The 14288-nt window shown below is 38.1% G+C and carries 15 protein-coding genes and 2 pseudogenes; 9 read left to right on the plus strand and 8 right to left on the minus strand.

Annotated elements, in window-relative coordinates:
• Positions 1–243 precede the first annotated feature (243 nt).
• A pseudogene (locus DIZ30_RS12785) lies at positions 244–1707 on the plus strand (IS1182-like element ISEfa7 family transposase).
• 123 nt (positions 1708–1830) lie between these two features.
• Positions 1831–2409: pseudogene (locus tag DIZ30_RS12790) on the plus strand (IS256-like element ISEfm2 family transposase); the annotation flags it as partial.
• Here DIZ30_RS12790 and DIZ30_RS12795 read toward each other — a convergent pair.
• The 3 genes from DIZ30_RS12795 to rlmH all read right to left on the minus strand — a co-directional run bounded on the left by DIZ30_RS12795 (position 2367) and on the right by rlmH (position 3551).
• Positions 2367–2780 carry a PD-(D/E)XK nuclease family protein gene (locus tag DIZ30_RS12795; RefSeq protein ID WP_307721513.1) on the minus strand — a complete coding sequence of 138 codons (414 nt, stop codon included), beginning with the start codon at positions 2778–2780 and terminating at the stop codon, positions 2367–2369. The pseudogene DIZ30_RS12790 and the gene DIZ30_RS12795 overlap by 43 nt on opposite strands.
• Positions 2744–2869, minus strand: a complete 126-nt coding sequence (locus tag DIZ30_RS13880; protein WP_002294150.1) for a hypothetical protein — start codon at positions 2867–2869, stop codon at positions 2744–2746. The genes DIZ30_RS12795 and DIZ30_RS13880 overlap by 37 nt, the downstream gene beginning before the upstream one ends.
• A 202-nt stretch (positions 2870–3071) precedes the next feature.
• Positions 3072–3551, minus strand: a complete 480-nt coding sequence (gene rlmH, locus DIZ30_RS12800) for a 23S rRNA (pseudouridine(1915)-N(3))-methyltransferase RlmH (protein WP_002287841.1) — start codon at positions 3549–3551, stop codon at positions 3072–3074.
• 428 nt (positions 3552–3979) lie between these two features.
• On the opposite strand from rlmH, the gene DIZ30_RS12805 reads away from it, so the two are divergent.
• Complete coding sequence (locus tag DIZ30_RS12805; RefSeq protein ID WP_061573537.1) at positions 3980–5266, plus strand: S1C family serine protease; 1287 nt, start codon at positions 3980–3982, stop codon at positions 5264–5266.
• Between the two features lie 164 nt (positions 5267–5430).
• On the opposite strand, the gene ytpR is transcribed toward DIZ30_RS12805, so the two are convergent.
• The 4 genes from ytpR to pepA all read right to left on the minus strand — a co-directional run bounded on the left by ytpR (position 5431) and on the right by pepA (position 8269).
• Positions 5431–6036: a YtpR family tRNA-binding protein gene (gene ytpR / locus DIZ30_RS12815; RefSeq protein WP_002349782.1), complete on the minus strand. Its 606-nt coding sequence runs from the start codon at positions 6034–6036 to the stop codon at positions 5431–5433.
• A 204-nt stretch (positions 6037–6240) separates the two neighbouring features.
• A complete protein-coding gene (locus tag DIZ30_RS12820) occupies positions 6241–6705 on the minus strand; it encodes a universal stress protein (protein WP_002287838.1) in 465 nt (154 codons plus the stop codon).
• Between the two features lie 21 nt (positions 6706–6726).
• Complete coding sequence (locus DIZ30_RS12825) at positions 6727–7047, minus strand: thioredoxin family protein (protein ID WP_002287837.1); 321 nt, start codon at positions 7045–7047, stop codon at positions 6727–6729.
• A gap of 142 nt (positions 7048–7189) precedes the next feature.
• Positions 7190–8269, minus strand: coding sequence for a glutamyl aminopeptidase (gene pepA / locus DIZ30_RS12830; protein WP_002351291.1), 1080 nt, complete (start codon positions 8267–8269; stop codon positions 7190–7192).
• Positions 8270–8468: 199 nt separating this feature from the next.
• Between pepA and DIZ30_RS12835 the strand changes: the two genes are divergently transcribed.
• Both DIZ30_RS12835 and DIZ30_RS12840 read left to right on the plus strand, forming a co-directional pair.
• Positions 8469–8819 (plus strand): PepSY domain-containing protein, encoded by a 351-nt coding sequence (locus tag DIZ30_RS12835; protein WP_002289862.1) that lies wholly within the window; start codon positions 8469–8471, stop codon positions 8817–8819.
• 222 nt (positions 8820–9041) lie between these two features.
• Positions 9042–9989 carry a glycosyltransferase family 2 protein gene (locus tag DIZ30_RS12840; RefSeq protein WP_061573538.1) on the plus strand — a complete coding sequence of 316 codons (948 nt, stop codon included), beginning with the start codon at positions 9042–9044 and terminating at the stop codon, positions 9987–9989.
• Between the two features lie 56 nt (positions 9990–10045).
• Here the strand turns inward: DIZ30_RS12840 and pepV are convergent, their stop codons facing one another.
• On the minus strand, positions 10046–11464 hold the full coding sequence (gene pepV, locus DIZ30_RS12845) for a dipeptidase PepV (protein ID WP_002294157.1): 1419 nt from the start codon (positions 11462–11464) through the stop codon (positions 10046–10048).
• A gap of 148 nt (positions 11465–11612) precedes the next feature.
• Here pepV and DIZ30_RS12850 point away from each other — a divergent pair, with 148 nt between their 5' ends.
• The 4 genes from DIZ30_RS12850 to DIZ30_RS12860 all read left to right on the plus strand — a co-directional run bounded on the left by DIZ30_RS12850 (position 11613) and on the right by DIZ30_RS12860 (position 13968).
• Positions 11613–12458 (plus strand): NAD(P)H-hydrate dehydratase, encoded by an 846-nt coding sequence (locus DIZ30_RS12850; RefSeq protein ID WP_002351294.1) that lies wholly within the window; start codon positions 11613–11615, stop codon positions 12456–12458.
• 3 nt (positions 12459–12461) lie between these two features.
• Positions 12462–12902, plus strand: a complete 441-nt coding sequence (locus tag DIZ30_RS12855) for a thioesterase family protein (RefSeq protein WP_002289317.1) — start codon at positions 12462–12464, stop codon at positions 12900–12902.
• A 49-nt stretch (positions 12903–12951) separates the two neighbouring features.
• Positions 12952–13146: a hypothetical protein gene (locus DIZ30_RS13465; protein WP_002315615.1), complete on the plus strand. Its 195-nt coding sequence runs from the start codon at positions 12952–12954 to the stop codon at positions 13144–13146.
• Positions 13147–13281: 135 nt separating this feature from the next.
• Entirely contained in the window at positions 13282–13968 is a 687-nt protein-coding gene (locus DIZ30_RS12860; protein WP_061573539.1) for a GntR family transcriptional regulator, read from the plus strand.
• Positions 13969–14288 lie beyond the last annotated feature (320 nt).

The following is a 14288-nucleotide window of genomic DNA, read 5'->3' on the forward strand; positions in this document are numbered from 1 at the left end:
AGGGAAGTCCTCTCTTCTGTGAATGTGTTGTGGTAACTCTATTCTACAGAAGGGACTTCCTTTTTTCTATTTACACAAAATATTTTACACTCTCATCTATGAAATTGCTTTATTTTGCAATACTATTTTTCAAAAAAAATTTTTTATAACAATTTTATATAATAAAATGCCAGACTGTAGACAAAGTCCATTTTATGGATGATGTCTACAGTCTTTTCTTTTATAATAGATTTATGAAAACGAATGCAAGGAGTGATAGCTATGATGTCTAAAAACAATACGAATGGTAGAAATCAATTTGCGATGCTTACGATTGATGATCTAGTTCCTCAAGATCATCTCGTTCGAAAGATTGATGCCGCGCTTGATTTTGAATTTATTTATCCAATCGTCGAAGCCACTTACTCCGATTTAGGTCGCCCAAGTATCGACCCAGTGATTCTGATCAAATTGGTGTTTATTCAGTATTTATTCGGTATCCGTTCCATGCGACAAACCATTAAGGAAGTCGATACCAATGTCGCTTACCGCTGGTTTTTAGGCTACTCCTTCGAAGAGAAAATCCCCCATTTCTCAACTTTTGGAAAGAATTATGTTCGCCGATTTAGAGAAACGACGGTGTTTGAGGATATTTTTGCCTATATTTTAGAACAAGCAGTTAAAGCAGGTTTTGTAACAGAGGATAATTTTTATCTAGATTCTACCCACATCAAAGCTAACGCCAATAAACATAAGTTTACGAAAGAAATGACCCATGATGAAGCGAAAGCCTATCAGGATGAATTAGAAGATGAGATCAATCGTCAACGAATAGAGGCTGGAAAACGCCCTTTTACTTTGGACTTAGAAAAGGAAGTGAAGCTGAAAGAAAGAAAAATAAGTAAAGCTGATCCGGAAAGCGGCTACTACGTCAAAGGCGAACAAGAAAAACAATTTGCTTATTCTGCCCATACTTCATGCGACGACAATGGATTTATTCTTAGCACAATCATCACTCCTGGAAATATTCATGACAGTTAAGTCGCCTTTCAGCTCGTCAAACAATCGAAGAGACTTTTTCCTGAAATCAATTGTGTTGTCGCTGATGCTGGGTATAAGACACCTAAGTTTGTTCACTTTTTGACTCATTTGAACCTTCGACCTTGTTTGCCTTATTCAAGGCCCAAAGGGAAAAAGGGGCTATTATCAAAAAATGAGTTTCTCTATGACGAGTATTTTGATTGTTATATTTGTCCGCAAGATCAAATGCTCGCTTTTTCAACGGTTACTCGAGAAGGGTACCGAGAATACAAATCCAATCCAAAAGAATGTGTGAACTGTCCTCTGCTAAACCAATGTACCAAAAGTAAAAATCATCAACGAGTCATCACGAGACATGTTTGGGGAGATCTGATGGATGAAGTGGAACATCTTCGCCTAACAGATCTGAATAAATCAATTTACAAAAAACGGAAACAAACGATTGAACGAATATTTGCGGATGCAAAAGAAAAGCATGGGATGCGTTGGACCAAGTATCGAGGCTTGGAAAAAGTCGCGACGCATACGATGCTAGTGTTTGCTGCAATGAATTTAAAGAAATTAGCCACCTGGCTATGGAAAGGCAAGGAGCCTTTATTTTTTTGTTCAAAAATTCGAAACGAAGTAGATAAAAAGCTGTTCCAAGCTCGAGTTACGAGTTTGGAACAGCTTTTGTCTACAGTCTGAATTTTATATAATAAAATGCAATACTTTTCGAGAGTGTAAAATATTTTGTGTAAATAGAAAAAAGGAAGTCCCTTCTGTAGAATAGAGTTACCACAACACATTCACAGAAAAGAGGACTTCCATATGAACGATTTTACTACAGAAATTCTAAAGACTCTAGCGAACAAAGGCGATTTGAATGAATTATTCCGTGTCCATTTGGAAAAAGCTGTCAATACGCTTCTCAAAACGGAGTTAACGGCTTTCCTCGATTACGAAAAGTACGATCGCATTGGTTTTAACACGGGTAATTCTCGTAACGGCTCCTATGACCGTACGGTCAAGACCGAGTACGGGGAACTTCATCTCCAGATTCCGCGCGACCGCAACGGCGAGTTCAAGCAACAGACTGTTCCTGCTTATAGACGGACGAATGATACCTTAGAGGAGACCGTCATTCACCTCTTCCGAAAAGGTATTACCATGTCGGAAATCGCAGACTTGATTGAGAAAATGTATGGGCATCACTACACGCCCCAAACCATGTCCAACATGACTAAAGTGCTGACTGAAGAAGTAAATGCATTTAAAGTTAGAACTCTAAATGATAAGTATGTCGCTATTTTCATGGATGCTACTTATATTCCTTTAAAACGGCAAACCGTCTCCAAAGAAGCAATCTATATTGCCATTGGTATACGAGAAGACGGCACTTCTGGAGTTAAAAAAACAAAAATTTTTTTATAGTTAGAATAATTGCGTTCTATATATCTTTGGTATTTATTAAGTTGCCCTCCAGACTCCGAAGACAGAATTTTATTTTCGATGCACACCACTATTTTATTTTTTTCCGATACCAATAAAATATCAATATTCTTATTTTCTCTGTAAACAATTAAATCTTCATAGCTATTAAGTAAAGCATCAAAATAATTGATAGCAGCTTTGGTATCATCATTAGAATCTATATACCTTTTCAAAAACATTTTAAAAAACTCATCAGATAAATTGTGGGTTTCATTTGGAGCAAACAAAAAAGCTAAAAAATTACTATGTCTTATTTCATTTTTAGATAGCTTAAGTATCTGAAATATATTTGTTTTCCCAGTCCATTTAGATAGTTTTCTTCAATATCATCCATATCCTCTAATAGATTTTTTAAACACTTTTTTTCATCTATCATGTTTTTTCTCCTTGCCATTATTCTAACTAAAATTTTACGTATTTGTTTCTATGTCTACATTATCTTTTTAACAGTATCTATTTTTCTTTTGCAACTTACTTGGCTACCAAAGCAAATAAAAAAGTTATTTATAAATTTCTCCCTACCACTACCTATTGCTATTATTTAAAATAGGGATAATTTTTTCTCTTAAAAAATATCATTATTTGTGGTATGGAGCCCCCGCATTGATCCGGAAGGCACGGTAGATTTGCTCGACAAGGATCAGACGCATCAATTGATGTGGATACGTCATTTTTCCAAAAGAGATCTGAGCATTGCTTCTTTTCATGACGGCTTCGCTGAGTCCTAAAGAGCCGCCGATAACAAAAACAAGGTGGCTTTTTCCTTGGATACCTAATTGGTCGATTTGTTTAGCAAAAGATTCGCTTGTGGGATTTTTCCCTTCAATTGCTAAGGCATAGACGTATTCTTGTTCTTTGATTTTCGCTAAGATCCGTTCCCCTTCTTTTTCTTTTACTTGTCTCATTTGCGCTTCGCTTAAATTCTCCGGGGCTTTTTCGTCAGGAACTTCGATCAATTCGATTTTTGCATAGGCATTCAGCCGTTTGACATACTCATTGATACCTTGGATCAGGTATTTTTCTTTTAATTTTCCTACTGAGATAATTTTGATATTCATGTTTTCTCTCCTTTGGTCTTCATGCTCACTTTGTTTATTATAATCAATTTTTTCGTCTATATGTTTATTTTGGCTATTTTTGTTAAAAAGATTTCCCCAACAGTTATGCACAACATCCACAGGTTTATCCACAGAAAACAGTGTTATTTTACCTTATTTCATCACATTTATTAGGCAAACATACGTTTTATAAGAATTTATCCACTTTATACACAGGCTGTGGATATGTTTTATCCCTTATTTTTCCAATCCTATCCGCGTAGTTTTACACAGTTTCTGTGGAAAAAAGCAAATCAAATATTTTCATCTGAAAACAATGGTTTTTCCTAAAGTTTTTCATAAAAAGTTCACAGTCTCAAAGTAGACTAAAGTCAACAAATAAGAGTATACTAACAGTAGATAAACGAATGTAATTGGAGGAGGAACACATGGATAGAAAAAATGTGACACCAAAGATGAAAAAAAATAAAAATAATAGCCTCTGGCGTAAGTTAGGTCTAGGGCTTGTTGGAGGGATCGTTGGAGGATTACTGACAGCTGGTATTTTTTATGCAGCGATGGGCACTGGCAACAATAGTTCTACTACAAGTGGCAATCAAAATTCTGCTGGTGAAACAGTTGTGGAAAACGTCAAAGTCAATGTAGATTCTGATATCACCAAAGCAGTAGATAAAGTTCAAGACGCTGTCGTTTCTGTTATCAACTTGCAAAGTCAAAACCAATCAAGCGGTTTTGGCGGACTATTCGGGCAGCAAGAAGAAAGTAGCAGCTCAGATGATAGTAATTTGGAAGCTTATAGTGAAGGAAGCGGCGTGATCTACAAAAAAGACGGGAATACTGCTTATGTAGTCACAAACAACCACGTAGTAGATGGCCAGCAAGGTCTTGAAGTCTTGATGAAAGACGGTACGAAGGTAAAAGCTGAATTAGTTGGAACAGATGCTTATTCAGATTTAGCGGTGTTGAAGATCAATTCAGACAAAGTCGAAACAGTTGCCTCTTTTGGTGACTCAAGTGCTCTGAAGGTTGGTGAGCCTGCGATTGCGATTGGTTCCCCATTAGGAACTGAATATGCGAATTCTGTCACTTCAGGAATCATTTCTTCCTTGAACCGACAAGTAACAAGTACAAATGAATCGAACGAAACAGTCAATATCAATGCGATCCAAACAGATGCAGCAATCAACCCTGGAAATTCTGGTGGTCCTTTAGTGAATATCGAAGGACAAGTTATCGGTATCAACTCAAGTAAGATCGCAAGTACTTCTGAATCTACTTCTAATGTAAGCGTAGAAGGAATGGGATTTGCTATTCCAAGTAACGATGTAGTGAATATCATCAATCAACTGGAAAAAGACGGAAAAGTGACACGTCCAGCTCTAGGTATCACAATGGTCGACTTATCTGCCGTTTCTACTCAGCAACAAGAACAAATCTTGAAGATTCCTTCATCTGTAACTAACGGTGTCATCGTGACAAATGTCCAAACAGCTACACCGGCTGAAAAAGCTGGATTGAAACAATACGACGTCATTACTAAGATCGATGACAAAGAAGTTTCTTCTGGTGTAGAACTTCAATCTGCTTTGTATAAGAAAAAAGTGGGAGATTCTGTCAAAATCACTTACTATGAAGGCTCGAAAGAAAAAACAACTACTGTTGAATTGACGATCGATCAATCGGCATTAAAACAAAATCAAAATAGTGAAAATTAATAAAAAAGAGGTTGTGACAAAGACTTGTCACAACCTCTTTTTTATAAACTATATTTTTCTTGCCAACTCCTCGGTCACAAGTCACAAGATCCAACAAACATGAGAAGCTGTTTTTTGAAATTGCTCCTTGTGACTCAGAGTGAAACGGCAGACTCACAACCTCTTTATTTTGGAAATGCTTCTCCGACTACGGCATCCTCAGGCAATACTAAGATTCCTTTTTTTGCTGGAGCATTTGGCAAATGCAATTCACGAGCGGAACAGATCATTCCATAGCTATCTATCCCTCGCAAAGTTCCTGGCCAGATCATCATTCCATCTGGCATCATAGCTCCTGGTTTTGCAACGACAACTTTTTGTCCAGCTTCGATATTGGGTGCACCGCAAACGATTTGCAATACTGTACCATTGTCTACTTCTGTCTCAGTAATCGATAAATGGTCAGAATCAGGATGTGGGACGCATGTTTTTACGTACCCGACAACGATCTTCGGTTCATGATCAGCTTCAAGCTGTTCTTCGAATCCTGCTTCTTTGATCAATCGATTCAATTTCGCTAATTCCTCATCTGTTAAGCTTACTTGGCCGTTCCCTTCGATTGTTAGATGATCGGAGATATGGAAAAAGTTCCAAGCAACAACTTGACCTTGTTCATCTTTGATCCGAGCAACATTCCATTTGCGTTCAACGGTGTTTTCTGTTCCTTTATCGTCGGCTATGATAACCATCAAGGTGTCTCCGACGTGTGCTTTGTTATAAGCAAAAATCATGTTCTTTCCTCCATTATCCTTTGCTGAGATTTATCTTAACAAAAAATTGCATTCACTGCATGAGATTTTTTTCATGCTTTATTTCCGAAGAAGCCTCTTCTGGAACACCATTTATTCGTAACAAGGGACTGTGACAAGACTTTTGTCACAGTCCCTTTACTGTTTTAGTTAATTGATTAAAAAGGTCGTACAAGTTCCACTTGCTTAATTACTTGGCTGTTCTTCTTCGTCAGAAACGATCAAGACATCACAAGGTGAATGACGTATCACGTAGCTGGCTACACTTCCTGTCATAAAGCGTTCGACTGCATTTAGACCTGACTGCCCAACCATGATTAGATCGATCTCATATTTTTTTGGCAATTTGACTGCCATGGATTCACGAACAGAACCATATGCAATAATTCCTTCTATATTTGTGTAATCAACAGATTTCCCATATTCTTTACATTCTTCGATCATTTCCTTGGCTGTTTCAGTTTGCTGATCGACTAGATTTTGATCAATAGGTGCATAGCCCATAAAGTTATAAAATTGCTGATCGATTACGTTTGCTACATATACTTTCCCATTATTACGGCGAGCCACTTCTACCGCTTTTTTGAAAGCAGCAAGTGCTTGTTCACTACCGTCGATACCTACTAAAATGTTCTTATATTCTTGATTCATCTTGACCCCTCCTAACAGATGTCAGCCTTTTGTTACACTTTCTAGGAACGATTCGATTTCCTGTTTTGTTTTACGATCTTTATTCACTAGACGACCTAATTCTTTTCCGTCTTGGATCACGACAAAACTTGGGATACCAAAAATGTTCCATTCAGCGGCTACATCTATGTACTTGTCACGATCTACTTCAATAAATTGCCAATCAGAAAAGTCATTTTCAATTTCAGGCATTTGCGGTTTGATAAAACGGCAGTCTCCGCACCAGCCGGCAGTAAAGAAAAATACACTCTTTCCAGTTTCTACGTAGCCTGCTAATTCTTCTAAACTATTTGGGATAATCATTCTTTGTCCTCTACTTTCTGTTTATGTATTTTTCAATTAAATTATACACCTTTCTTTCGAACTAACAAACATTGATCCTCTTTTTATAAAAAAAATCTGGCAAAAGCAATCTTTTGCCAGATTTTATAGTTTCACTATCGCATTATTTTCCGTATACGATCGTATTCACTGTTGATTTATCCAAACCTTTCAGTGTTTGAATCAACATTTCTCGTGCAGCTTCAAAATCGCGAATACTGAACATCGTTTGATGCGTATGGATATAACGTCCCACTACGCCAATCACTGTACTTGGGATTCCTTCGTTTTGTGTATGAGCAGCACCTGCATCTGTACCGCCTTTTGAAACAAAGTATTGATAAGGGATATTGTTTGTTTCAGCGATATCCAGCAAGTACTCGCGCAAACGAGGAAGCATGATCAAACCTGGATCTTGGATACGCATCAATGTACCTTCTCCTAAATGTCCGAATGTGCCATTTTTCGTCACTGTGTCATCTGCTGCAGAGCAGTCTACTGCAAAGAACAGATCTGGCTTGAATTTATTGACAGAAGCTTTAGAACCACGCAAGCCTACTTCTTCCTGGACATTCGCGCCTGCAATCAATGTATGACCTAATGTTTCATTTTGCAACGCTTCTAAAGCTTCTAATATCATTGTACATCCATAGCGGTTGTCCCATGATTTGCTGATGATATTCTTTCCGTTGGCTGTTTTGATCGTTTCAGCGTAAGGAACGATTGTGTCTCCTGGAAGGACACCGTAACTCATTGCCTCTTCTCTTGATTCAAACCCAGCATCGAACAAAATATCGGTTACTTCTACTGATTTTTGTCCGCTTGTTCCTCGCAATAAATGCGGGGGAACGGAAGAAGAAATACATGGATAATTCTTACCAGTAGAGGTTTTAAGTGTAAAACGCTGTGCAGAAACAACGTAAGGATTCCAGCCGCCTAGAGGTACGACTTTAAAAAGCCCGTTTTCTTGGATTTGTGTCAGCATGAATCCGACTTCATCCATATGTGCTGCGACCATTACACGGGGTGCATCCGCTTCTTCATGATGGCGCAGACCAAAAATGCCGCCCAAACCATCTAACTGTAACTCATCTACCAGCGGTTCCATATGACTTTCCATATAAGCGCGAACATCTTGTTCAAAACCGCTTGTTCCTTGTAATTCTGTTAACTCTTTGATTCGTTGAAATGTTTTTTCTTCCATATGCTATTCGTCTAAATTTCAGACTAAACTCCTCTCAGACTTATATTGATCTGCGGATAAAATATGATTTTTTCTGCAGACCGATCGTATTTATTATAGCTTATTTTTTCTGGTAGCGGTTATTTATTTCAAAGAAAATATGAGAGTGTGGTAAAATAAGCACAAGGAGTAACAAGTGAGAAGAAGGAGGTATGTCCACATGTATGAAGAAAGCGAACTAAGCTATTTTAAAGGCGGGTTAGCAGTTGGAATCGGTCTAGGATTATTGAGCGGGGTAGCTTCAACGATTTGGTATCATCGCAAAAAAGTATTGTCAGCAGACCAAGTACTTGAAAATATCAAGTCATCTTTTCTAAAAGAAGGTGCAATCGAAGGTTCTTGGATCTCTTTTGAAAAGGAACCTATTAGGAAATTCGCCGTTCGGTCGAGTGCTTATCGGGGAGGTCTTTCTCGGATAGAAGATGGCGAAACTGTTTATTATGAATTTTTAGCAGATGCTCATACAGGAACCGTATTAGAAATTTCAAGAAAAAAAGGTGCAACAGATTAATACGTCAAAAAAGTGAGAGAACGAATACGCACCCACTATTCAAAAGAGAGGTATCATGTCCTTCTTTTGTAGTGGGTGGTTTTTTAGATAGAGCTTTCCAAACATATATACCAGTATTTTCTTTTTAAATAAATGATATTTAGCGGGAAAAACTAGCATTTCCTTTGATTATGAGGTATTTTTAATTTAGCTTTTGTTTTCTATAGTTAAGGAGAGTGAAAAATGGAACAACAAGAAAAAATTGCTGTTCTGATTCCTTGTTACAATGAGGAAGCAACAATTTCAACAGTCATTGCAGACTTTAAACGAGAATTACCAGAAGCAGATATTTATGTCTATGATAATAATTCGACCGATCGAACATACGAATTGGCCTTTCAAGGTGGAGCAATCGTAAAAAAAGAACCTCGTCAAGGAAAAGGAAATGTGATCCGCCAAATGTTCTTTGATATCGATGCCGACTATTATTTAATGGTAGATGGCGATGATACTTATCCTGCAGAAGCTGTACATGGTTTGCTCGAGAAATTACGTTCTGGTGAAGCAGATATGGTCATTGGTGATCGCCTATCAAATGGAACCTACTTTGATGAGAATAAGAGGCCTTTCCACGATTTTGGAAATAACCTTGTTAGAAATACAATTACTAGAATGTATAAAACAAAAATTCTTGATGTCATGACCGGCTATCGAGGATTCAATCGTATCTTTGTCAAAAGTTTTCCTATTATGAGTTCTGGTTTTCAAATCGAAACGGAATTGACGATCCATGCTTTAGATAAAAAATTCAAGTTCGTTGAGATCCCAATCGATTATCGTGATCGTCCTGAAGGCAGCGAATCAAAATTGAATACATTCTCTGACGGATTCAAAGTGATCATGATGATTATTAAAATGTTTAAAGATTATAAGCCTTTGCTTTTCTTTGGGATTTGGACCATCTTCTTCTTTTTATTTGGATTGGTCACGGGGATTCCTGTGATTCGCGAATATATGCTGACAAGCTTTATTACACGCATCCCTTCTGCGATTTTAAGTACTGGATTGATGACTTTAGCACTTCTTTCATTAGTAACAGGGTTGATTTTGGATACAGTCGTCACGAACGCTAAGAAAGAATATGAATTGAATCTATATCATGTTTATCAAGAATACCACAGTAGAAAGTAAAAAAAGGATCAAGACTGCAAAAATAATTTGCAATTCTTGATCCTCTTTTTAATTAATTATTTCGCCAAACGATAGATGGCATCTGCATAGATTGCTGTTGCTCTGAACAAGTCATCAAGACTCATAAATTCGTTTGCTTGATGCATTGTATCAGTATATCCTGGGAACATCGCTCCATAAGCAACGCCACGTTTCAACAAACGTCCGTAAGTTCCGCCACCGATGATTTGTTCGTAGCCTTTTTCTCCAGTGTGGTCTTCATAGACTTGCAATAATGTAGCCACCAATGGATCATCCATTGGTACGTAATGTGGTTCCATTACGCGAGCACCTCGAGTAACTGTTGCGCCTTCTTGCCCCACTGTTTGTTCGATGTCACTTTGCAATCCGTCTACTGTTACACCTTTTGGAAAACGGAAATTCATATTGATGAAGTTCGCTTCCTCTGTACCATTTTCTTCAAAAGCAAATAGTCCAGCATTCATTGTCAATTTGCCCATTTTTTCATCTTCATAAGCGACTCCTAGTTTTTCTCCATAAAAATCTTCATGGACATAAGCAGCTGCTACATGGATAAATTGTTTAGCAGATCCTAGGAATTCATAGTTATCTAAGAACAATGCCAAGAAAGAACCTGCATTGATACCAGATTGTGGGCTTGCACCATGTGCGCCTTTACCAACTAATTCGATTTTTACATACGTATTGTCCGCTTCAATCGTTCCGCTTACTGGATTTGCTTCGATGAATTGGTAAAATGCTTCTTCCATCGCGATAGCTGCATCTGCACTTGGTACTTGAAGTGCTGCAGTTGCTGTTCCTGGCACCATATTTTCGCGAAGTCCGGAAACAAAAGATTTCAAGACATAATCTCCTGCATTGTCGCCTTTGAAGCGTAAAGCTAAAGAAACATTTCCTTTTTCACCATTGATGATTGGGAATTCAGCATCTGGTGAGAAACCAAAATCTGGTTCTTCTTCATGTTCGAAATAATAAGCCATATCGCCCCAGCCGCTTTCTTCATCGCTGCCGACTACGAAGCGAACTTTTTTTGATAGTTTCAAGTCAAGTTCTTTAATGATCTTCATCGCATAGTAAGCTGCCATACTTGGACCTTTGTCATCGCTTGATCCGCGTGCAAAGATCTTTCCATCCTTGATTACTGGTTCATAAGGATCTGTGTCCCAGCCATCTCCTGCAGGAACGACATCCATGTGTCCAAATATCCCTAGCGTTTCGTCTCCTTCGCCAAGATCAATATGCCCTGCATAGTTATCGACATTTTTTACTTTAAAACCATCACGTTCGCCATAAGCTAACATATGTTTCAATGCGTCGCGAGGTCCAGGTCCAAATGGTGCATCTGGTGTTACTTTTGAGTCATCGCGCTCGCTGTTGACACGTAAAAGATTTTTCAAGTCTTCAAGCAAGTCTTCTTTACGTGCTTCTACTTCTTTTTGCCAATCAATTGTCATAAAGTTAATCCTCCACTTATTTAAGTCTTCGTGTTCATGATACCACAAATTACAGAAAAAAATAGTTCAAAAAATCTGACAATTCCTTTTCTTATCTGTTTTTCTCTAAAAAAAATATACGCTATAATGAGTAAAAGGAGGTTTTTCGATGCTGATAAACGAACAACTAGTGAAAAGAGTCATCACACCTCGTCCAAAAATTTCACATAAAGGAACATTTGGACGTATCGTTTTGATTGGCGGCAATGAACAATATGGCGGAGCAATCATTATGAGTGCTTTAGCTGCCGTACACAGCGGAGCGGGTCTCACGACTGTAGTAACTGATGAAAAAAATCGGAGTGCTCTTCACAGTCATCTGCCAGAAGCAATGATTGTAGATTGGACGGATACTGACCAGTTTCTTTCCGTAATAAAGCAAGCAGATGTACTCTTGATTGGTCCCGGATTGGGTACTTCTTCTAAGAGTTTGGAACGGTTCAAACAAGTACTAGAAAACCAATCAAAAGAACAATGGCTGGTGATTGATGGCTCTGCTTTAAGTTTACTTGCTGCTAATCATCTTTTGCTACCCTATCCCGAACAAACTGTACTTACACCTCATCAAATGGAGTGGCAACGGTTGAGTTCTCTACCGATACAAGAACAACGGGATGAAGAAAACAAAAAGAAGCAACAGGAAATCGGTGCTGTGCTCGTTTTGAAAAGTCATGAGACAAAAATTTATGGTCACCAGCACTTCTACACCAATCCTTTAGGTTCTGCTGCTATGGCAACAGGCGGCATGGGTGACACTTTAGCTGGGATGATCACAGGATTTTTAGCCCAGTTTCCTCAAAATGACCAAACGATTGCAGCAGCTGTTTATCTTCATAGTTTCATTGGAGACCAGCTGGCAAAAGAACAATATATTGTTTTGCCGACACAAATCAGCGAAGCACTTCCGAAATGGATGAATTATTTTTGTAAAAAATCAATGGAAAACGAGGCATGAGTCATGGAGAAATTTACAGGTTATGTGCGAGAACCTTTTTATTATGAAACAGATCAAATGGGGATTATTCATCACAGCAATTATATCCGCTGGTTTGAAGAGGCTCGGGTAGCCTTATTGGTACATCTAGGGTTTCCCTATAAAAAAATCGAAGAATCTGGGATCATCATCCCCGTTCTGGAAGTAAATTGCAGCTATAAAGAAATGATCCATTACGGAGAAAAAGTGAGCATCCATCCAACTATCCAAAAGTATACGGGGACACGGTTGGATTTTAGCTACGAAATTGTGGGAACTGAAGACAAAAAATTAAAAACTACTGGCAGTAGTAAACACTGTTTTTTACTTTCTGATTCGCAACGATTAGTGAAGCTGAGCAAAGTCAATCCGGAGTTAGATCAGTTATTCCAAGCGTACGCTTCTTTGGATGATGTAAATTCTTAATAAAGACCGTCTAAGCATTTTTCTTGTATTGTGTCGAGTAGTTCGTATAATGAAAAGAAAAAAGCAGGTGATCCCCATGTATGTCGTTAAAGTAATGCACGGTTACATCGATAAAACTGGCTGTCGCACTCGGGAAAAAAACTTAGACAATCTGCTCATTTTCAAAGACAAAAAAGAATCCGAAGCTTTTGCTAAAAGAATCGGCGGTCGTGTCAAACCGATCCAAGAGGTACGACCAGATTGATTCAATATTTTTCTTTTCGAGGCTCTAATAGGCATGCCTATCAGGGCTTTTTTTGCAGACTGTTTTTTTATGCCCACACGATTTGTAAGCGATTTATGTTATAATAGATTATATCTGCATAGAAAGGAAGGTTAAATGGTTATCAATAATTTGCAACAGCAAGCTTATGAATCTATACGTAAACAAATCATTTATTCCGAGTTAGCACCTGGAAGTAAAATCTCCGATAAAGTGTTAGAAGAACAACTAGCTATCGGGCGTACACCGATTCGAGAAGCACTGATCCAACTGCGCAATCAAGAGCTTGTAAAAACCATTCCACAGTCCGGCACTTATGTTTCAAAAATCGATATCCGATCTGCTTCATTAGCCCGTTATACGCGGGAAAAGTTGGAAAAACCGATCCTGCAAGAATGCAGTGCGAAAATGACCAAGCAAGATCAAACTAAACTAGAAAAAATACTAGAACAAACCGATCAGGCAGTGATCGCTCAAAATAAAAAAGCTTTTTTTGATTTGGATACTGATTTTCACCGAACTTGTTATGAAATTGCTGGAAAACGAGAAATTTGGGATTGGCTAGAAAGTTATAGTACGCACTTGAACCGTTTCAGATGGTTACGTTTGACGATTTCAGAATTAGACTGGGGTCGAGTATTAGATGAACATCAGACAATGCTTCAATCAATGATTGATCATAACTTTGATGAAGTCGGATTTCTTTGCACGATGCATTTACATATGATTATCGAGGAGCAAGAATACGTGATTCATAATTACCCCGATTATTTTGAAGATATTCAGGACAGACCCATCAAATAAGAGGTTTTGGAATCAGCGTTTTGACCTGAGTATTAGAGAAATAAACGGCAAAATAGTTCCTCATATTTTGCCGTTTTTTTTGAGCTAATACCGAGGGTCAGCTGATTGCACACCGTTTATTGAGAGGTTGTGAAAAAGCTGCCCTGCATCAAGTAATAAGAACAGCCAAGTAAAAATAGCTTCTTATGTTTTTAACTTGGCTGGACTTATTACCGCAGATGCAAGCTTTTGAACACCGTTTTCCAAGAGGTCGTGAGCCTGCCGTTCATCTCCGAGTCACAAGGAACAATTTCAAAAAACAGCTTCTCATGTTTGTTGAA

Origin of the sequence: Enterococcus sp. H57, assembly GCF_003112495.1 — a bacterium.
In the GTDB taxonomy this organism is placed as follows: Bacteria; Bacillota; Bacilli; order Lactobacillales; family Enterococcaceae; genus Enterococcus_B; species Enterococcus_B faecium.